Source organism: Nocardia sp. NPDC004568, from assembly GCF_040609955.1.
GTDB lineage: Bacteria > Actinomycetota > Actinomycetes > Mycobacteriales > Mycobacteriaceae > Nocardia.
Genome location: NZ_JBEXLL010000068.1, coordinates 21,267 through 40,260 on the forward strand (window position 1 = coordinate 21,267; position 18,994 = coordinate 40,260).

The following is an 18,994-nucleotide window of genomic DNA, read 5'->3' on the forward strand; positions in this document are numbered from 1 at the left end:
TCCGGCCCTCCGGAGGAGGGTAGTGCGGCCCGGGGCCCGGCGCCGCGCGCCCGGTCGTCCCACCGGCCCGGAACGCCCGGCGGCGGCGCCTCCGGCGGACCATCGTCCCAGACGGCGAATAGCATGACCGTATGCCGAATTCTCCGCTGGCCCCGGACGTGATCGTGCTCGCCGGGGGGCGGGCCAGCCGTATGGGCGGTGTCGACAAACCGGGCCTCGTGGTCGGCGGGCGGTCCATGCTGGAGACGGCACTGGCCGCGGTGGCCTCCCTCGGGCGGACGGTGGTGGTGGGACCGCCGCGCCCCGAGCTCGCCGCGCATATCGTGCAGACCCGGGAGCCGGAGCCCGGCTCGGGCCCGGTCGCGGCGGTCGCCGCCGGCCTGGCCGCGCTCGGTGCCGAACCCACGCCCCGGATCGTCGTCCTCGCCGCGGACCTCCCGTTCCTCACCGACGCGGTGATCGGTGAACTGGTACGGCAGAGTGCCGACTTCGACGCGGTGTTCGCCGCCGACCCTTCCGGTCGCCCCCAGTATCTGATCGGTGTGTGGCGGACCGAACCGCTCACGGCCCGGCTCGCCGAACTCGACAGCGTGCTCAACCAGCCGATGAAAGCCCTGGTTCCGCGCCGCACGAATATCGTGGCGCTGCCCGGGGTCGACGACTGCGATACCCCCGGTGAGATCGCCGCCGCCCGCAGCGCCCTCGGCGACCGGGCCATCGGGTGTTCCGCGCCGCCCGCTGCCCGGGGCGGTGCCGCGGCGGTATCACTCGAGCGGGCCCGGGAGCTGGTGCGTACCGGCGTGTCCCCACTTCCGGAACGAGAGGCGGATCTGCACGCGGTGCGCGGGGCCGCACTGGCCGCACCGCTCACCGCCGCCGAGGCGCTGCCCCGCTTCGATGTCTCGGCCATGGACGGGTACGCCGTCGCCGGGGGCGGCCCCTGGGAGCTGCGCGCCGATATCGGTTTCGCCGGCGGGCAGCGACCCGACGGGTTGCGCCCGGGCGAAGCGGTGCGAATCGCCACCGGCGCCCAGGTCCCGGAGGGCACCATCCGGGTGCTGCGCGACGAATTCGCCCGGATCACCGACGACCGCATAGTGCACCGGCTCCCGGAGACCCCGCTGCGCTCCGATATCCGCCGGCGCGGCGAGGATCGCGCTCCCGGCGACGAGATCGCACCGGCCGGCACCGCGGTGACGCCCGCGCTCGTCTCGGCCGCCGCGGCCGTGGAGGTCACCACCGCCACGGTCCGCGGCCCGGTCCGCGCTCGTATCGTCATGACCGGTGACGAGATCCGCAGCAGCGGACCACTGCAGGCCGGGCAGACCCGTGATTCGATCGGCCCGATCCTGCCCGAGCTACTCGCGGCGCAGGGCGTCGCGGTGTTCGACCGGGTGCATCTCCGCGATACCGCCCACGGTTTCGACCAGGTCCTGGCCACCGCGGCCGATTGCGATCTCCTGGTCGTGGTCGGGGCCACCGGTGGTGGCGCGGCCGATCAGCTACGTGGTGCCCTCGACCGCCGCGGGGCCCGGTTCCTGGTCTCCCGGCTCGCCCTGCGTCCGGGCGGTTCCACCGTCGTCGCCGAACTCGACTCCGCCACAACCGTTCTCGGCCTACCCGGCAATCCCTACGCCGCGATCGCGACTCTGCTCGCCCTGGTACCCGTGATCGTCGCCGGCCGTACCGGCGCCCCCGCGCCCCGGCGGGCCCGCGGACCGCTGCGCAACGCGGGCGAGATCTCCGGCCCGGTGGCGCGGATCGTGCCCGCCCGATACGCGAGACAGCCCGGCGGCGGCTGGGTGGGCGATCCGTCGATCCGCACCGCCCACCTCGGCGGGCTCATCGACCGCGACGGCCTGGTCGTCGTGCCCGCGGGGTCCCACGACGACGACCATGTCGAGTTCATCCCCCTGGTGTAGTGGTCCGGTTCGATCGAGATCCGTGGATCCCGGCCACCGTCGTGGGCGGTACGCCGCGGGTCACGACGCCCGGGGTGCCGGTATCGAAACGGGGAACTGTACGGCCGCAGCATCGTCGGTGCGGCCGTACAGCGTCACTTGATGGTGTGCACATGGGCCGCGGCCGCGATCTCGGCGGCCTCCCACCATTCGGCGCGCACGAAACCACCTTTGCCGCGCGCGGACTTGTACCGGCGGGCGCGTTCCGGGTCCTCGACCAGATCCGCCCAGGCCAGGACCGGGTCCTTCAGCCGGGCCTTGGCTTCCCGGTACGACTCCAGCAGGGTGCCCCGGACATAGGGATATCGGACCCGGGCCGGTGAGTAGGTGTACCAGGAGAAGGAGGCGCCGCGCGGGCAGCCGCGGGGTTCGTATTCGGGTTTGTCCGAGCCGACCGACGGATAGTCGGTCTGCTGGGACTCCCAGGTGATCACCCCGTCCTTCACGTAGATCTTCCAGGAGCAGGAACCCGTGCAGTTCACGCCATGGGTGGAGCGCACCACCTTGTCGTGCGACCAGCGGTCACGGTAGAACTCGTCGGCGCCGCGGCCGCCCACCTTGTGCACCGTGCGATGGTCCGCGGAGACCTCGCCACGCTGGAAGTACTTGCCCAGACGCAGTAGCGCGTCCCCGGCGGCCGGTGCCCCGGGACGCCCTTCCGCAGTGGTGTGCGCCGAGCCCGGAGTACGTGAGACGACCACGACGCCCCTTTTCTGCAAGCGGTGAGATCGGGCTGATGCACCGACTGTAAGGACGCCGCACGACCCGGCCAAACCCCGTTCTCACATCGAAAAGCGCAGGTCGGTGAGCTGTGAGATCACCGCAATCCGGTTGTCACGGCGGGCGGCCGCGCGCCGCCCCGGTGGCGGCCGGTCTCCTGGGAAAACACCGACGGGGGCCGCGGAACCGGTCACCGACAAGGCCGTTCGGGCCGCGACGGTGAAATTTCGGAAATCACCGCTTCTCCAGTGATTTACATTTGTTTACACATTCCGGCACGGTCGGCGGCTCCCGTCCGGACTACCCGGATACGACCTTCCATGGGCTGGGAAGAGCCGTCGCGGCGGCGTGGCGCCCGATCGTCTACGCTGACTGCCCGATCCGACCGCGTCGGCGGTCGCTCGAGCCAATTCGAGGTACGCGATGTTCAGCGTTTTCCGGTGGGGGCGTAGTCGCCGTCCCATGTCCGTCACCGCGGCGGTGTGCGCGGTGCTCGCCGCGGCCGGTACGGCGCTGATCCCCGGGTACGCCGCGGTGGCGGCACCCACCGCGGCCGCACCCGCCGTGACGGTGTACCCGGGGATGGAGATCCGGCACACGGAGATAGCCGATGGTAAGGCGGTCACCACCCGCTGCACCGTGGGACTCACCGGTTCCATCGGCTCGGCCCAGTACGCGGTGACCGCCGGCCACTGCTACCACCAGGGAATCGTCACCGACAAGGTCGGTAACCCGATCGGCTGGTTCGAGACCCATCGCCCGGACGAGGGCCTGAAATTCGGTTTCGGATTGATCCGCCTGTACGACGGGATCGGCGTCGCCGCGTCCATGGGCCGGTTCGGGCTGTCCACGGTCGATATGAAACCGCAGCTGGGGCAGGAGATCTGCAAGATCGGCGCGACCACCGGCTGGAGTTGCGGATCGATCACCGAGGCCAACGAGGAGTGGCTCTACGCCACCAACGCGCTCGGCGCCGAGGCCGGTGATTCCGGTGGGGTGGTCTACCGTCAGACCGCCGACGGGCACGCCGCGTTCGTCGGGATCCTGGTGGCCTACGACGACGCCCAGGGCCGCAGCGCGGTCGTGGAACCGGCCGCCCTGCTGTTCGACCAGATCGACCGGTACGGCCCGACCCGCGAGGATCAGTTCGTCTGGTACCGGGTCTGAGCCCGCGCGGCGGTACCCGCGGCCGGACCGCGCGGCTGCACCAGGGCCGGTTCCCGTGCGCCCCGGCCCCGGCGCGGTACTGCGCTTCTCCGAAGATCCGACGAGCACACGACTCCACCGGAGCAGTCGAACCACTCGCCGCTCCGGAACCGGCCGGCGACCTCCTGCGGCTGCACGAGGAAGCCGGTATCCAGCTGCGGGTACTGCCCCGGCCGACGACGTTCCGGCAGGCGCTGACCGCGAGCACGCTGGGATTCAGCGGTATCCGGTTGCGCAACACACGCCGACGGGCCCGCCGGCCGCGATACCGGGCACACCCCGCGGGAGGCGGACGCAGCGTCAGCGCACTCGTGCTCGACCCGCGTCCCGGGCCGCGCTGCGGTAGCGGTCCGCGATCAGCCGGACCACGGCCGGATGCACCCCGATCGGCTCGGCCACCCCGGTGGCACCGGCCTGGTGCAGCCGCTCGTGGAAGAGCCCGCGCGCGAGCAGATAGGAGGCGATGAACACCCGCTCCTGTCCGCTCTCCCGGAGCTGCGTCACGACCTCGGGGACGCGCGGCGCTCCGGTGGCGACGTAGGCCGTGCGCACCGGAGTCGCGAGCTGGGCGGTGAGCATGGCGGCGGCGCGGCGCACATCGGCGCGGGCGCGCGCATCCGAGGAACCCGCGGCCGCGAAGACCACGGCGTCGCCGGGCCGCCAACCGGCCGCCCGCAGCCGCACAGCCATGATGCGGGCCAGTGCGGGGTCGGGCCCCATCGCGGCGGTGACGGTCACCGCGGGATGGCCGCTGTCGGTCACCTCACGGGGTACATCCTGGTAGACGTGGTATCCGGAGGCCAGAAAAGCCGGAACCACCACGGCCGGAACGCAATCGCCGGCCACAACGGCCCGGGTGGCCAGATCGCGCAACACCTCCGCGGGCGACGGTCCGAGCACATCGACGAACGCCGTCCGCACGGCCGGGTCCGCGCAGTCGTCCGCAACCGGTTCCGCCACCGGCTCGGGTGTACAACCACAGTTCGGGTAGCCGGGTGCGATGGCACGACGGCCGGCGGTACCGGACACGGCGGAGTGGCCGCACCGGCCGTGCCGCCGATCCAATTCGTGCCCGACCGCTTCGGCCAGCGCGGCGATCATCTGCACGCCCCTGGCACTGCGGGTACCGTGCGCGACCAGCACCAGTGCGGGCGGCGGCCGCCTCACCCCGGCACCACCGTCCGGACATAGCGCGCGGTGCGCGCCGGGACCGCCACCGGAAGCGCCGTACCGGCGTTGTTGTCGGTGCATTCGGCAGGATCCATGGCCAGCCGGTAGCCACGTTTGACCACGGTCTGGATCGCCTTGGGGGTACCCAGCCCCGCCCGCAGCCGCGCGATCGCCGTCTCCACCGCGTGGGTATCGTCGCCGCCGCCGGGCAGCGCCGCCAGCAGGTCCTCACGGGAGACGACCCGCCCCGGTTGGCGGGCCAGCGAGCGCATCAGCGCCATGGGTGCGGGGGCGAGCTGTTTCACCGTGCCGTCCACCACCACGCACGCCCCGCGCACGCTGATGGTGTGGCCGGCGGCGTTGATCCGGCCGGCCCGGCGCGGAAGTTCCTCGGCGACATGACGGGCCAGGGCGCCCAGCCTGGCGCGGCCGGGCATCGTGGTGGGCACGCCGAGTTCCTCCAGCGGGGCGGCGGTGATGGGGCCGACGCAGGCCGCGAGCACCCGGCTGCGCAGCGCGCGCAACACCCCCTCCAGAACCCCGGTCTCCTTGGCACGCATCAACATCGACGCCACGGCCGGGGCGCTGGTGAAGGTCACACAGTCGATCGCGGAGGTCACCACGGCCTCGATCAGCTGATCCATCGGACCGCGGTCGGCGGGCGGCTCCCAGCGATACACCGGTACGGGCACCACATCGGCGCCCGCGCATCGCAGGACTTCGCAGAAGTCGGGTATCGGTTCCCATTCGGTGGTGGCGCCGTGCAACTGGACCGCGATCCGCACGCCCTCGACACCTTCGGCGAGCAGATGGTCCAGCACCTCGGCCGAGGACTCCGACGCCGGCGACCACTCCTCGCGCAGTTCGGCCGCCCGGATCGCGCCCTTGGCCTTCGGCCCCCGGGCCAGCATCCGGGTGCCGCCCAGCGTCGCGCGCAACTGTTCGGCCAGACCCCAGCCCTCGGCGGCCTCCATCCAACCGCGGAAACCGATCCCGGTGGTGGCCACCGTGATCCGCGGCGGATCGGCGACCAGTTCGCCGGTCACCCGTTCCAGTTCGGTGTCGTCGGCGAGCGGGATGATCCGGATGGCCGGTGCGGATACGACCGACGCACCCCGGCGGGTGAGCAGAGTGGCGAACTCCTCGGCCCGCCGCGCCGCGGTGAGACCGATCGTGAAACCGGCCAGCGCGGTCTTCGTGTCGGGAACTGTCATACCGGGCAGCCGTCCGGGGCCACCGTCACGGGCCGGTCCGAGATCGACACCTGTCCGTCGTCCACGCGCACGGAATATACCGGTAGCCGCGTGCCGGCGTCGTCCAGGCACCGGCCGTCGACCAGGGAGAAGGCTTGCTTCAGCAGCGGCGACGCGACCACCGGCTCACCGCCGCGGTCGCCGACGATACCGCGCGACATCACCGCCGCCCGGCCGAACGGGTCGATATTGCCGACCGCGTACAACGTGCCCTCGGGCAGCAGGAAGAGGGCCGCCTGGGCGCCGCCGGGCAGCAGCACCGCCACACCGCGGCCGGGGATCAGGTAGTCGAGCGGGCACGCCCGGGTCCACCCGGTCGTGGCCGGAACAACTACTGGGGTATCGATAACGGTCATCGGTGTTCTCCTCCACACGCCGTTACCCATTGGTACCGGCGGCCTGTTTCCTGACGGTTAAGCCGTCATTTCCCGCTCGTAGCGACGGGTGCTACCGCCCTGATCGCGGTGGTGCCCGGTGGGTCTCGGCCCACCCGGCACGCCCTCCGTGGTAACACTCCGCTGCCTCCTCCGGGCATCCCGGGCAGACGGTCTCCTCTCGGCCCACCCGGCACGCCCTCCGTGGTTACACTGCGCTGCCTCCTCCGGGCATCCCGGGCAGGCCGAGCAGCACCGGGACCTTGCGTTCGCCGCTGTCGTCGAAGGCGATGGTCGGATCGGCCTCGGCGGGGGCGTTGACGAACGAGACGAATCGCGAGAGCTTCTCCTCGTCGTCCAGGACCGCGGCCCATTCGTCGCGGTAACCGGACACATGGGCGGCCATCGCCTGCTCCAGGTCGGCGGCGATACCGAGGCTGTCCTCGCACACCACCTCGCGCACGTAGTCGATACCGAGGTCCTCCTGCCACGGCGCGGTGCGCTGCAGCCGGTCCGCGGTGCGGATGTAGAACATCAGGTAGCGGTCGATATAGGTGATGAGGGTCGCGTCGTCGAGGTCGCCCGCGAGCAGTACCGCGTGTTTGGGGGTCAGGCCGCCGTTACCGCCGACATAGAGGTTCCACCCGTTCTCGGTGGCGATGACGCCCACATCCTTACCGCGCGCCTCGGCGCATTCCCGGGCGCACCCGGATACGGCCAGCTTCAGTTTGTGCGGCGATCGCAGGCCGCGGTATCGCTTCTCCAGCAACACGGCCATACCGACCGAGTCCTGCTGGCCGTACCGGCACCAGGTGGAACCGACGCAACTCTTCACCGTGCGCAACGATTTACCGTACGCGTGGCCCGATTCCATACCGGCGTCCACCAGGCGCTTCCAGATGAGCGGCAGCTGTTCCACCCGCGCGCCGAACAGGTCGATCCGCTGCCCGCCGGTGATCTTGGTGTAGAGACCGAACTCCTTGGCGACCTCGCCGATCACGATCAGCTGTTCCGGGGTGACCTCGCCGCCCGGCATCCGCGGCACCACCGAGTAGGTGCCGTTCTTCTGCATATTGGCCAGGAAGTGGTCGTTGGTGTCCTGCAGCGCCGCCTGTTCGCCCTCCAGGATGTGATCGCTGGAGGTGGAGGCCAGGATCGAGGCGACCGTCGGTTTGCAGATATTGCAGCCGGTCCCCCGGCCGTGCCGGGCGATGAGCTCCGAAAAGGTACGGATACCGGTGGCCTGCACGATCTGGAACAGTTCCGCGCGCGACTGCTCGAAGTGCTCGCACAGCGCCTTGGACATCTCCACGCCGGACTGTTCGAGCACCTTCTTGATCATCGGCACACAACCGCCGCAGGAGGTGCCGGCCTTGGTGCAGGCCTTGATGGCCGGAATATCGCAGGCGCCCTCGGCGATGGCGCCGCAGATCGCGCCCTTGCTCACATCGTTGCAGGAGCAGATCTGGGCTTCGTCGGGCAGCGCGTCGGCGCCCAGTTCCGCCCCGGCCGGGGAGATGAGGGCGGCCGGTTCGGCCGGCAGCGGCCGGCCCACCAGCGGGCGCAGCGCGGCGTACTGGGTGGCATCGCCGACCAGGATGCCGCCCAGCAGGGTCTGCGCGTCATCGGAGATCACCAGCTTCGCGTAGGTGCCTCGGGCGGCGTCGTGCAGCACCACCGACAGCGCGCCCTCGGTGGCGCCGTGCGCGTCACCGAAGCTCGCCACATCCACCCCGAGCAGTTTGAGCTTGGTGGACATATCGGCGCCGGGGAACTCACCGGCACCGCCCAGCAGCCGGTCGGCCACGATCTCGGCGGTGGTGTAGCCGGGCGCCACCAGCCCGTAGCAGACCCCTTCGATCGCGGCGCATTCACCGATGGCGTAGATGTTCGGGTCGGATGTGGCCAGACCCAGATCGGTGATCACGCCACCGCGCGGGCCGACCTCGAGCCCGGCGTCGCGGGCGATCTGATCCCGCGGCCGGACACCCGCGGAGAAGACAACCAGCGCGGCGTCGATCACAGTGTCGTCGGACAGGGTGACCCGCAACCGTTCGGCGGGGCCGGCGGCCGCGTCGCGTTCGATCCCGGCGGTGCCCACCCCGGTATGCACGCGCAGTCCGAGGTCGGTGACCAGTTTCTCCAGGATCGCGCCGCCACCCTCGTCGACCTGGGCCGGCATCAGGCGGTCGTTGTACTCCACCACGTGCGGGGTCAGCCCGAGCAGGCGCAGCGCGTTGGCGGCCTCCAACCCGAGCAGGCCACCGCCCACGACCACCCCGTGGGCACCCGGTCCGGCCGCGTCGGCCGCGGCCCGGATACCGTCCAGATCCTCGAGGGTCCGGTAGACGAAACATTCCCGGTGTTCGTGCCCCGGCACGGGCGGTACGAACGGGTAGGAACCGGTCGCCAGGACCAGCGCGTCGTAGTCGAGTACCGCACCGGAGGTGATGGTGACCTTCTGGGCGTCCTTGTCGATGGCCTCGACCCGCTGGCCCAGGCGCAGGTCCACCAGGTCGTCGCCGGCGTACTCGTTCCCCGGCAGCGCCAGCGCGGCGGCGTCCCAGTTGCCGACGTAGGACGACAGGCCGACCCGGTCGTAGGCGGCCCGCTTCTCCTCACCGAGAACGACGACCTGCCACTGTCCCGCTTCGTCCCGGGCGCGGACCGCCTCGACGAACCGGTGCCCGACCATGCCGTGACCGGCGACGACGACTGTTCTGCGCTGTGCGTTCATGGTGTCCTCCGTGGGGATCCGGGGTCAGAGGGTCGCCGACGACCGGGCGGACCGGGGTTCGGTGGGCTGGGCATCGCGGGAACCGGATTCGGCCTGCCGGACCAGGGCCTCGGCCGCCGCGACCACCTCCCGGTCGCGGACCGGGGCAGCCGGTCGGCGCAGGAACACCGCCCAGGTGACCAGGGCGCAGGCGACGTAGAAGACCGTGAACACCCAGAAAGCGGTGGTCGCGGACTGGGTCGAGGAGTACGACGACCGCAGCACCAGGTTGATGCCGACGCCGCCGAGGGCGCCGATGGCGCCCACGAAACCGATGAGCGCGCCCGAGGTGTTCTGCGCCCAGGCGGCGCGTTCGGCGGGATCGGCGTCCAGGCTGCGCGATTTGGCGTCGAAAACCGACGGGATGATCTTGGTGACCGATCCGTTGCCCAGCCCGGACAGGATGAACAGCGCCACGAAACCGGCCACCAGCACGGCGAGCACCGGACCGGAGAATCCCCTGCCCGAGCCGTCGGCGACCGTCGAGGCCACCGCCACCGCGACCGCCGCGACCATCATGGCCCCGAAGGTGAACACGGTGACCCGGCTGCCACCGATCCGGTCGGCGAGTTTGCCGCCGTAGGGGCGGGCGATCGACCCGAGCAGTGGGCCGATGAAGGCGATCTGCGCCGCGTGCAGGGCGGCCTGGGCCGCGGTGTCGCCCCCGGCGACAAAGCTGATCTGCAGGATCTGGCCGAAGGCGAAACTGTAGCCGATGAAGGAGCCGAAGGTGCCGATGTAGAGAAACGACACCGCCCACGACTGCGGCACCTTCAACGCGGTGAGCATGAAGGACAGATCAGCCTTCTGGTTCGGCAGATTGTCCATGAACAGGGCGGCGCCGAGTCCGGCGAGTACCACCAGCACCAGGTAGGCCGCGCAGATGACCGAGGCGTATCCGTCACCGAGGGTCGCGATGACCAGCAGTCCGGACAACTGGATGACCGGGACACCGATATTGCCGCCACCCGCGTTCAATCCCAGGGCCCAGCCCTTGAGCCGCTGGGGGTAGAAGGCATTGATATTGGTCATCGAGGAGGCGAAATTCCCGCCGCCCAGACCGGCGAACGCCGCGACGATCAGGAAGGTCGTGTAGGAGGTCCCGGGCTGGTTCACGAAGTACAGCGTGAGAACGGCCGGAACCAGTAGTGCGGCGGCGCTGAACACCGTCCAGTTGCGACCACCGAACCGGGCCGTGGCGACCGTGTACGGGATCCGCAGGATCGCGCCGACCAGTGTCGGCACGGCGACCAGGAAGAATTTGCCCGCCGCGTCGATGCCGTAGGTCGCGGTCGGCATGAACAGCACCATGACCGACCAGATGGACCAGATCGAGAATCCGATGTGCTCGGCGACGACCGACCAGATCAGATTGCGGGTGGCGATCTTCTTACCGCCTGCTTCCCAGGCCGCGGTGTCCTCGGCGTCCCAGCGCTCCAGTTTCGGCCGCCGAAACATCGCCGACAGGGCGTCGCCGCGGCTTTCGGTCTGCGTGCTCACAAGGGCCTCCCAACGTGGTTCGACCCCACGGTAGGAAACCGGTATTGCGGAAATGCTGCCCGAGATGACCGTCGAATCAACGGTTTCTCACGCGGTCCGCGGCGCTCAGGTGAGCAGGCCGCCGATGTTGATTCGCTGTGTCATCGACATTTCCGCCGGTGAAGAACTGCCCATATCCGCGGCGGCGCGCGGTGAGGGCACCGGCCGATCACGACCCGCGTCGCTCACCAGCGCGACTCCCGACGCCGAACCATGGGCCGTGCCCGGACCCGGGCGGGCGGTTCAGCGCGGGGAGACCGAGTCCTCGAGCATCCGCGGTTTACACGCCTGCCAGGCGCCGATCAGCAGTACCAGCACCGCGACACAGAGCAGCGCGAACGGGGCGGCCCATCCGCCGGTGAGCGTGTGCAGCATGCCGAAGACCAGCGGTCCCACACAGGCCAGCGCGTAACCGACCCCCTGGGTGAAGCCCGACAGCGCGGCGGAACCGGCCGGGGTCCGGGTGCGCAGATTGATGAGGGTGAGTGTCATCGGGAAAGTACTCGGGCCCAGACCGAGGATCGCCACCCACAGGACGGGCGCGCTCATGGGCGCGAAGAGCAGCCCGGCGAAGGCCACGAGGAAACAGGCGGCACACCCCACCACCACCGGATACGGGTTGGTGAGCCGGGCGGCCACCGTGGGTGCGGTGAGGGCGGCGAGCAGTCCCACGAGCGCGAACAGGGCGACCATGGAACCGCCGAACGCCGCGTCGGCGCCGGCGTCGGCCAGAATCGTCGGCAGCCAGGTGAACACCGAGTAGGTGGTCAGCGAGGTCATACCGAAGGTGGCCGCCATGCCCCAGGCCAGCGGCGAGCGCCACACCTGCGGGGACGGTGCGCTGCCCGGGTCCGGGAGGGCCGTGTTGTCCGCGGTGGCCCGGCCGCGCCGAGTGCGCAACACCCCGATCCAGGGGACGGCCGCCGCGAAGCCGAGCAGGGCCCATACTCCGAGGGAGACGCGCCAGCCGTGTGCCTCCGCCAGCGGCACCGCGACCAGCGCCGGCAGGACGGTGCCGATCTGCACCATGGTGATGTAGAGCGCGCTCACCGTGGCGAGCCGATCCGGGAAATAACGTTTGACCAGCGGCGGGACCACAATATTGCCGATTCCCATACCGCCGAGCGCGAGCGCGGAGAACAGCAGCAGTTCGACCGTCCCCGAGACGAGGACCCGCACCAGCATGCCGGTCCCGGCGGCCGCCATCGCGAGCAGCACGGTCCGTTCGAGACCGAGCCTGCGCGCCAGGAGCGGCGCCAGCAGCCCCGTCACCGAGAACATGAGGGTCGGAATCATTCCGAAGACGCCGACGACGGCGGTGGAGTAGCCGATCTCACGCCCGATGTCCTCGGCCAGCGGCGTGAACGCGGTAACCGCCACGCGGAGCACGAGTGCGGACATGACTATTGCCGCGAGTACCAGTAAGCGGCCCTCGATCAGCTTACGTTTCCGCTGCTCGAGAGGTTGATCGGCCGCTTGGGTGGTCTCGGGCAGCGCAGCAATCACCCGGAAATCATAGGATGACCCTATGACCGGGGCAATAATATTGTGATGGGCGGTACTCTGTTGCCGTGCAAAGCGTGCGCCGCACCAGTCTCATCGCCCAGGTCACCGAGCAACTCAAAGAGGATATCCGCTCGGGACGCTGGCCGATCGGGACGCGGATCCCCACCGAGCCCGAATTGGCCGAACTCACCGGCACCGGCCGCAACACCCTACGCGAGGCCGTCCAGGCGCTGGTCCATGCCGGCATGCTGGAACGGCGGCAGGGTTCCGGTACCTATGTCATCGCCACCTCCGAAGTGGGCGGGACCCTGACCAAATATTTCGCCGAAGCCGCCGAACGCGATGTCCTGGAATTACGCCACGGACTCGAGGCCACCGCCGCCGCGCTGGCCGCGCACCGGCGCGACGATACCGATATCGCCACCCTGCGCCGGCTACTCGACGATCGCAACCGGCTGTGGCGGGTGGATCGGGCCGCGGCCATCGAGGCAGATGTTCAACTACACCGTGCGATCGTGCTCGCCAGCGGCAATGCCGTGTACATCGAGTTCTACGACTCGTTGCTGGGCTACATCGAATCCGGGATCCGTTCGCGCACCGACCGTATCGACAGCTGGTACGCCGCCGAACATCGCGAACTGGTGCAGGCCATCATCGACGGTGACGCCGAGAAAGCCGCCCGGACCACCCGGTGTTTCCTCGACACTCTGCTGGCCGACTACCGCGACTAGGCATTACCTGCGCCTTCTTCGATCTATTCGAGTCCACGGCCTGACCTAGGTAAGTGCGGCAACGAGTGCTGTGTGTAAGTAGCGAATGGGTTCGGCGCAGGGCTCGGGGACTCTGGTCTCCTTGCCGTTCACTACTCATCTCGGGTCACCGCTCACGCTCGACACCACGATCGCGCTCACGTGCATCCCGACCGCGTGCGGATCGTCGCGGCGAGGGTGGTTCTCGCAGCGGGGGCGGTAGTCCTGGTGTCGGGCGGTTCACGATCAGGATGTCGGCGGCCTCACGCCCGGTCATGGGTGGGTTGTTTCCGTTCCGGGCAGCTTCGCGGTCTTTACGTGCTGCTTCTGCGACCCGCTGCGCGGCTTCTTGCTGTTGCCGCCGCGCCGCCGCCTCGGCTGCTTTTCGCGCACGGGTCTGCTCGGCGGCCTCGCGTTGCTCCCGGGCGGCGGCATCGGCCCGTTCTATGGTTAGCGCATGGTCTGCGGACTCTGCGAGTTCCCGTGTCTGCCGTTGTGCTGTTTCCCGCGTGGGTGAGTCACGTTCGATAGCGGTGTCGCGCACCCGGACGGTTTCCCTGATTTTGTCCAGTCGTTTGCGTGCGCGGTCGGCGCGGTCGAGTTCGTAGGGCCGTATGAGTTCGAGTTGTTTGCTGGCCAGTGATCGGCCCAGCTGTATTGCGCGGAGGGCGTCGGCGCGCGATACGACTTCGTGGTGGAAGCGGCCAGGGAAATCGCGGGCCAGTCCTTCGAGTTGCCTTCGGACTTTGTCCGGGATCTTTTCGCCGACCACGGTTTCCCACCGGGAGCGGGTCAGCTGTCCGGATTCGAGTGCTGCGCGCTCTTTGAACAGCTGAAAATAGGTGTCGCGTTCGTTGACGCGGCCTGATTTGCGCTCGACGCCTTCGGTGCCACGTCCGTCGGTGCGCGCCGAGTCCAGGATGCGTGTACCTTCACTGGTTTTGATCTCGAACTGTGGTACCCATCCATTGTCTCGGGTTTCCCCGCGTTCCCGCGCGCGGCCGAGTTCGAAGTACAGGCCGCGTTCATAGCGGGTCAGTCGCTTTCGGATGGCGTCGTATTCGTCGGGCACGGCGGTACCCACCCCCGGGTTGCACGCTGAAGGTGTGCAGGCGAAAAGTGATGCGGAACAGGTCGTATCGGGTGTCAGGTGGCGGTGCGGGTGCTGCGTGCGCGGCGGGCGGCCTCGGCGATGCTGTACTCGATGATCTCGGGGCCGCTGTCTTCTCGGAACAGATGCTTGGCGATCGACACCATCGAGATATCGGAGAGCCGGTCGTCACCGCAGCGCACGGACGGACCGATGTCGGTGTAGAGGGGCGGGCCCCATTCCGGGACATTCATCCACCCGTATCCAGCACGCCGGACGTAGCATTCGCCTTGGAATCGGATGTAGCCGTCGGCGAGATCTCGGTTTTGCGGTGCGGTGAATCCTGCCCAGTCGCCGAACAACGGTATCGCGGCTTTCATGATCCGGGTCGAGTGTGGTTTCTGCCACCATTCGGCGTCTGGGGGCAGGTCCGGCACGGCCACGGCGAGGAATGTCTGGATCCGGGTCTGCATGTGTTCGGGTGCGACCCAGTCCAGCCATGCGCGGGTTTTGTCGTCGAAGTCGAGTGCGAACCCGATCTGGTCGTCGTTGTCCACGAAAGATGCCTCCAGTCTGTCGTTTGTTTCTGCGTTCGTTTCACCTGGGGGATTGTCCCGCAGCGAAGCCGTCCGTTGCCCGCGTAACCCGCGATCGCGGGAGTTGTCATCTCCAGGATGGGTTGTAGTCGTGGTCGGCGTCGTCGGACAGGCCGCTGAGGTAGGCGATCGCTGCCAGGTACTGATGGCACAGTGGTTGGTGGCCGGTGTGTGTTGCGCGTGTTCGCATGGCCTCTTCCAGGGAGTCGAATCTCGGTTCGGCGGTGCAGTCGTCGAGCCGGCCGGACACCGGCGGGGTTGCGGCCTCAGGGCGGGAGCCGGTTTGTGCACCGACGGGCTCGGTCCGGGGGCGGGTGTGGGCGGGGGTGATGAGTTGGTGGACCGCCAGGGAACTCACGATCACCTCCGTGGCCGCGGTGTCGTATCGGGGCCAGACACCGGCGGGGTCGGGCCGAAGGCGACCGGTAGTGCGGCCAGGGCCCGGTGGAACGGGCCGGGCACGCGTGGGGTCCGGCGCTCCAGGCCAGGTGGGAGCGGTTGCCTGTGAGGTCACCGGCGGTGACGGTGGGGTCGGTGTTGGCGGCGGCGAGGCTGATCAGCACGGGCTGATGCGCGGGCAGCCAGGTCTGGCCCACAAGGATGGGGGTGCGGGGGTAGGTGGTGCAGAAATTCGCCATCGGGGGGTCGTGGAACAACACCTCATCGAGGGCGTCCCGGGTCGACAGGCTCCCGCCGAGAAGTCCGCCACCGAATCGTTCGTCGGTCATCATCAGCAACAGGGTGTTGGTGATCAGGTTCGGTTGCGCTTCCCCACCCGCGCCGTAGAAGGTCATCAGCTGGGCGAGCACTTCGGCGTGGTCGAGACCGTGGGGGTGGGCGAGCAGCCGGGAGGTGGCGTCGTCGCCCGGCCGGTCTCGTTTGAGTTCGATCAGTTCCGTGAGCGCGGTCCGCAACTGCGTCATGGCTTCGGCTGTGTGGACGGTGTCGAAACGTGCGGCCATCCCGGCGGTGATCCGTGCCCCGATTTCGGGTGGGCAGCCCATCATCTGGTTGAGGACAGCAACCACGAGCGGTCGGGCGTAGTCGGTGACCAGGTCCGCGGCCCCGGACTCGCAGAAGGAGTTGATCAGCGGGGCGGCGAGTTCTTCGACGATTGTGTGCATGGCGATGGCGTCGAGGCTGTCCTTGGATGCCTGCCTGTAGCGGGTGTGATCGATGCCGGTGCTGCGGGTCGCTGTCGATATAAACCACCCTCGCCCCACGGTTCTCGAACTGCGCGACCTCGTGAGTGTTGCCTACCGTCGGCAACCCGGCCCCGATATCAAGAAACTGATCCACACTCGCGGGCCCGGCCAGATACCGGACCACGCGGTGTCGCCCACGCCGATTCATCCGCGACACCTCACACTGACCGGGAGCGACCTCGAGTACCCCCGCGAATGCCGCGCGATCGGCCTCGTAGTTGTCTTTCCCACCAAGGCTGTAGTCGTGCACCCGAGCGATACTGGGCCGGGGGGTATCCGCACTGATCGGGGAGGTGGGACCCATCTGCAGGGCGGGTGTGCAGGCTCTCATCGGCCAACCTGGGTAGAGAGCGCGCGTCGCGACCAGACCGGGATGAGTCCCTGCCGCAAGTAGTGCCTGCGGATCGGTGTCGAGGAGGAGAAGGGAACTCTCCACCCGTACTTGCGAATTTCGGCCGGTAACGTGTCGGCCGCAATGACACTGGACTGAATTGGTGGCGGCAGTTGGGCTCCAACGAGGTGAGTTTCGCCGCAGAGCTGATTGATGGTCCGCATCATCTGGTCCCTCTCACGTTCGGCTGGGCAGAAGATCAACCCGGCCTTGTGTCCGCACGCGGATCGATATCCGCCGTGTAGTCAGAATGGCCCGCCATCGGGGCCATAAAAAGGACAAACAAGAGGACACCGTGAGGCCGCATGCCTACGTATCGCGCCCGGCTCGGCCAAATAGCGGACTATGATTGCTCCTATGGGGAACACAGGAAACGCTGCGCTTCGAGCGGCGCGGCAGGCTCTGGGATATCGATCGCAGGCTGCACTGGCAGATGCACTCACTGCCGTTGCGCGCGAGATCGGGCTGAGGATCGAGGTCGCGAGCCGCACGGTGCGGCGCTGGGAGTCGTCGGAGCCCCCATGGCCCAACCCGGAATATGCCGCTGCGCTGGAAGCACTGTTCAAACGCCCTGTGACCGAGCTCGGATTCGTTCCACCGTGGTCCGATGAGGTGACAGCGGCAGTCGGGGTGAGGACGAACGAGATTGGCGATGAATTCGGTCCAACGATGAGATACCGTCGGGTCGGCCCAGCTGCCGCCCTGCCGGCGAGCGTCGCCCACGAGTACAGGGCAATTACAGTCGCGCATAGGCACTTGTATTGGTCACTGCCGGCGAGCCAGCTACAGCGATCGGTTTCCAACCATGCACGTCTGGGAGAAGAGCTGATCAACCATGCGGAACGGGTCTCGAAAATATCTCTGGCGCAGTCTGTTTCGGAATCCAGCCTGCTTTCTGGCCGGTTGGAGTTCTTCGACCTTCAGCAACCCGAAGATGCACAATCCAGCTTTGTGCTCGCGTTGCAAGCAGCACATGAGGCCGGTGATGCCCTACTCGGCGCGGCGGTGCTCGCGCACATGGCGTTCATTCCGGCGTTCTCGGGTGACGTGGGTAGAGCAGAAGAAGCGCGGGAGCGCATTCGTGCGGCACGGGCGTTCGCCCGCAAAGGCCACGGTAATCATGAAGTGACCGCATGGCTGGATGCTGTTGAAGCCGAGGTCGAAACGCGTTTCGGAAATGTGCGCCAAGCGGTGCGTATTCTCGAACACGCCGAAGAGAGCTACGGTCTTCATGACCCCGTGCAAGCTCCGTCGCCTGCATGGATGGACTGGTTCTCCCCGACGCGTCTGGCAGGGTTCAAGGCAAACACCTTGATCACCGCTGGCGACGGCCGTCAAGCGCTGGCGACACTCGAGCGGGTTTTGGACGAGTTGCCTACAGAATCCAAAAAGCAGCAGTCGATCTATCTGGCGGACGCAGCAGCCGCGTGTGTGCTGGAGAAGGCGCCTGAGCAGGCGTGCGGATACCTGAGGAAGGCGCTGGATATCCTTGGAGAACACTGGTATGCGACCGCTCTCGACCGGGTCAAATCAGTGCGGCAGAAGCTACGGAAATGGGATTCGCTGCCCGAGGTCCGCGCGCTGGACGAGCGGTTGTATGACTGGCACACAACCGTCAACTCGATCGTTCGCTAGCGAGAGCCAGCAACGATGCCCGAGAGCTCGGTGAGGTCATCGATGACCCAGTCCGATAGTTCAGCAACATCTTTTCTGTTGCGATGGATCCACCCCCACGGGCCGCGCCGAATGTAGGCGGTGCGCATACCCACCTTCTTCGCCGGGGTGATGTCGTTGTCAATTCGATCTCCGACATAAACAATCTCATCCGCCGCGCACACCGCGACCTCGATCACCTTGTCGAAGAAGGCCGTATCGGGTTTCTGCACACCCCAGTCATCGGATGTCGCGATGAAGTCGGCGGGAAGGTCCAGTCCCCGCAGCAACCCACCAGCACGCTTGGTCTGATTGCCGACTATGCCGACCCACGCTCCCATATCCCGGAGCCGCGACAGAGCAGGGCGGACATCGGGATACAAATCGTCTTCACCGAACCACTCCGGCTTCCCCGCGTCCACACGCGCCTGCCGCTCGCGGTCGAGGTCGAATCCCGGCCGGAAGATCTGAAATGTCTCGCGGTAGTCGAGCCCGGTGGCGATCACGGCGCCGAACGCAGCAGCGAAGGTGTGGCGCGGCACACCCAGCCAGTCCGCCCACGTGCCGTATTCACGGGTCTCATCGACGAGGGTTTCGCCTACATCGAAAACGACTGCCCGTAGTGTCACTGTCTTCCTCCCATATCCACACCTGCACTACATGCGCTGGCATGTCGAAGCATTGCCAATCCTAGTTCGGGGTCGGAGTTACTTAGTGGGCGTCCGGGAACTCGGTCATGCTCGGGCGAGTCGGCGTGACATGGTCATGATGGTGGCGATATAGACCATGGCCTCGTGGTGGTCGG

16 protein-coding genes and 3 pseudogenes are annotated in these 18,994 nt (G+C 68.2%); 5 read left to right on the forward strand and 14 right to left on the reverse strand.

What is annotated here, in order from left to right:
* Nucleotides 1-131: 131 nt before the first annotated feature.
* Nucleotides 132-1,922: an NTP transferase domain-containing protein gene (locus ABZV91_RS25395; protein ID WP_355246462.1), complete on the forward strand. Its 1,791-nt coding sequence runs from the start codon at nt 132-134 to the stop codon at nt 1,920-1,922.
* 137 nt (nt 1,923-2,059) lie between these two features.
* Here the strand turns inward: ABZV91_RS25395 and ABZV91_RS25400 are convergent.
* Nucleotides 2,060-2,581: pseudogene (locus ABZV91_RS25400) on the reverse strand (nitrate reductase subunit alpha); the annotation flags it as partial.
* 562 nt (nt 2,582-3,143) lie between these two features.
* Here ABZV91_RS25400 and ABZV91_RS25405 point away from each other — a divergent pair.
* Together ABZV91_RS25405 and ABZV91_RS25410 are read left to right on the forward strand one after the other, a co-directional pair.
* Complete coding sequence (locus ABZV91_RS25405; protein ID WP_355246465.1) at nt 3,144-3,848, forward strand: hypothetical protein; 705 nt, start codon at nt 3,144-3,146, stop codon at nt 3,846-3,848.
* Between the two features lie 95 nt (nt 3,849-3,943).
* Nucleotides 3,944-4,114: pseudogene (locus ABZV91_RS25410) on the forward strand (DUF6886 family protein); the annotation flags it as partial.
* A 73-nt stretch (nt 4,115-4,187) separates the two neighbouring features.
* On the opposite strand, the gene ABZV91_RS25415 reads toward ABZV91_RS25410, so the two are convergent.
* The 7 genes from ABZV91_RS25415 to ABZV91_RS25445 form a co-directional block, all read right to left on the reverse strand.
* Nucleotides 4,188-4,988 carry a CbiX/SirB N-terminal domain-containing protein gene (locus ABZV91_RS25415; RefSeq protein ID WP_355246509.1) on the reverse strand — a complete coding sequence of 267 codons (801 nt, stop codon included), beginning with the start codon at nt 4,986-4,988 and terminating at the stop codon, nt 4,188-4,190.
* 62 nt (nt 4,989-5,050) lie between these two features.
* The gene (locus ABZV91_RS25420; RefSeq protein WP_355246468.1) at nt 5,051-6,271 is read right to left on the reverse strand and encodes a uroporphyrinogen-III synthase; all 1,221 of its coding nucleotides are present in this window, start codon (nt 6,269-6,271) and stop codon (nt 5,051-5,053) included.
* Entirely contained in the window at nt 6,268-6,666 is a 399-nt protein-coding gene (nirD, locus tag ABZV91_RS25425; protein ID WP_355246470.1) for a nitrite reductase small subunit NirD, read from the reverse strand. The genes ABZV91_RS25420 and nirD overlap by 4 nt, the downstream gene beginning before the upstream one ends.
* 226 nt (nt 6,667-6,892) lie before the next feature.
* Nucleotides 6,893-9,421: a nitrite reductase large subunit NirB gene (gene nirB, locus ABZV91_RS25430; RefSeq protein WP_355246473.1), complete on the reverse strand. Its 2,529-nt coding sequence runs from the start codon at nt 9,419-9,421 to the stop codon at nt 6,893-6,895.
* A gap of 24 nt (nt 9,422-9,445) precedes the next feature.
* Nucleotides 9,446-10,918, reverse strand: coding sequence for a nitrate/nitrite transporter (locus ABZV91_RS25435; RefSeq protein WP_355246512.1), 1,473 nt, complete (start codon nt 10,916-10,918; stop codon nt 9,446-9,448).
* A 147-nt stretch (nt 10,919-11,065) separates the two neighbouring features.
* Nucleotides 11,066-11,188 (reverse strand): hypothetical protein, encoded by a 123-nt coding sequence (locus tag ABZV91_RS25440; RefSeq protein ID WP_355246476.1) that lies wholly within the window; start codon nt 11,186-11,188, stop codon nt 11,066-11,068.
* A gap of 54 nt (nt 11,189-11,242) precedes the next feature.
* Nucleotides 11,243-12,439 (reverse strand): MFS transporter, encoded by a 1,197-nt coding sequence (locus ABZV91_RS25445; RefSeq protein WP_355246515.1) that lies wholly within the window; start codon nt 12,437-12,439, stop codon nt 11,243-11,245.
* Between the two features lie 131 nt (nt 12,440-12,570).
* Here ABZV91_RS25445 and ABZV91_RS25450 point away from each other — a divergent pair, with 131 nt between their 5' ends.
* Nucleotides 12,571-13,236: a FadR/GntR family transcriptional regulator gene (locus tag ABZV91_RS25450; protein WP_355246479.1), complete on the forward strand. Its 666-nt coding sequence runs from the start codon at nt 12,571-12,573 to the stop codon at nt 13,234-13,236.
* 145 nt (nt 13,237-13,381) lie between these two features.
* Here the strand turns inward: ABZV91_RS25450 and ABZV91_RS25455 are convergent, their stop codons facing one another.
* The 5 genes and pseudogenes from ABZV91_RS25455 to ABZV91_RS25475 all read right to left on the reverse strand — a co-directional run.
* The gene (locus tag ABZV91_RS25455; RefSeq protein WP_355246482.1) at nt 13,382-14,326 is read right to left on the reverse strand and encodes a hypothetical protein; all 945 of its coding nucleotides are present in this window, start codon (nt 14,324-14,326) and stop codon (nt 13,382-13,384) included.
* Nucleotides 14,327-14,400: 74 nt separating this feature from the next.
* The gene (locus ABZV91_RS25460) at nt 14,401-14,901 is read right to left on the reverse strand and encodes a hypothetical protein (RefSeq protein ID WP_355246485.1); all 501 of its coding nucleotides are present in this window, start codon (nt 14,899-14,901) and stop codon (nt 14,401-14,403) included.
* Nucleotides 14,902-15,007: 106 nt separating this feature from the next.
* Nucleotides 15,008-15,130: a hypothetical protein gene (locus ABZV91_RS25465; protein ID WP_355246488.1), complete on the reverse strand. Its 123-nt coding sequence runs from the start codon at nt 15,128-15,130 to the stop codon at nt 15,008-15,010.
* 76 nt (nt 15,131-15,206) lie between these two features.
* The gene (locus ABZV91_RS25470) at nt 15,207-16,064 is read right to left on the reverse strand and encodes a hypothetical protein (protein WP_355246491.1); all 858 of its coding nucleotides are present in this window, start codon (nt 16,062-16,064) and stop codon (nt 15,207-15,209) included.
* A gap of 109 nt (nt 16,065-16,173) precedes the next feature.
* Nucleotides 16,174-16,476: pseudogene (locus ABZV91_RS25475) on the reverse strand (SAM-dependent methyltransferase); the annotation flags it as partial.
* Nucleotides 16,477-16,893: 417 nt separating this feature from the next.
* Between ABZV91_RS25475 and ABZV91_RS25480 the strand changes: the two are divergent.
* Nucleotides 16,894-18,171, forward strand: a complete 1,278-nt coding sequence (locus ABZV91_RS25480; protein WP_355246494.1) for a hypothetical protein — start codon at nt 16,894-16,896, stop codon at nt 18,169-18,171.
* On the opposite strand, the gene ABZV91_RS25485 is transcribed toward ABZV91_RS25480, so the two are convergent.
* Nucleotides 18,168-18,818 (reverse strand): HAD family hydrolase, encoded by a 651-nt coding sequence (locus ABZV91_RS25485; protein WP_355246497.1) that lies wholly within the window; start codon nt 18,816-18,818, stop codon nt 18,168-18,170. The two genes, ABZV91_RS25480 and ABZV91_RS25485, sit on opposite strands and share 4 nt — an antisense overlap.
* Nucleotides 18,819-18,994 lie beyond the last annotated feature (176 nt).

Coding starts and splice junctions, on each gene's coding strand:
- ABZV91_RS25395 (WP_355246462.1), top strand. CDS start 132: ATGCCGAATTCTCCGCTGGCCCCGGACGTGATCGTGCTCGCCGGGGGG.
- ABZV91_RS25405 (WP_355246465.1), top strand. CDS start 3,144: ATGTCCGTCACCGCGGCGGTGTGCGCGGTGCTCGCCGCGGCCGGTACG.
- ABZV91_RS25415 (WP_355246509.1), bottom strand. CDS start 4,988: ATGATCGCCGCGCTGGCCGAAGCGGTCGGGCACGAATTGGATCGGCGG.
- ABZV91_RS25420 (WP_355246468.1), bottom strand. CDS start 6,271: ATGACAGTTCCCGACACGAAGACCGCGCTGGCCGGTTTCACGATCGGT.
- nirD (WP_355246470.1), bottom strand. CDS start 6,666: ATGACCGTTATCGATACCCCAGTAGTTGTTCCGGCCACGACCGGGTGG.
- nirB (WP_355246473.1), bottom strand. CDS start 9,421: ATGAACGCACAGCGCAGAACAGTCGTCGTCGCCGGTCACGGCATGGTC.
- ABZV91_RS25435 (WP_355246512.1), bottom strand. CDS start 10,918: ATGTTTCGGCGGCCGAAACTGGAGCGCTGGGACGCCGAGGACACCGCG.
- ABZV91_RS25465 (WP_355246488.1), bottom strand. CDS start 15,130: ATGCGAACACGCGCAACACACACCGGCCACCAACCACTGTGCCATCAG.
- ABZV91_RS25470 (WP_355246491.1), bottom strand. CDS start 16,064: ATGCACACAATCGTCGAAGAACTCGCCGCCCCGCTGATCAACTCCTTC.
- ABZV91_RS25480 (WP_355246494.1), top strand. CDS start 16,894: ATGGGGAACACAGGAAACGCTGCGCTTCGAGCGGCGCGGCAGGCTCTG.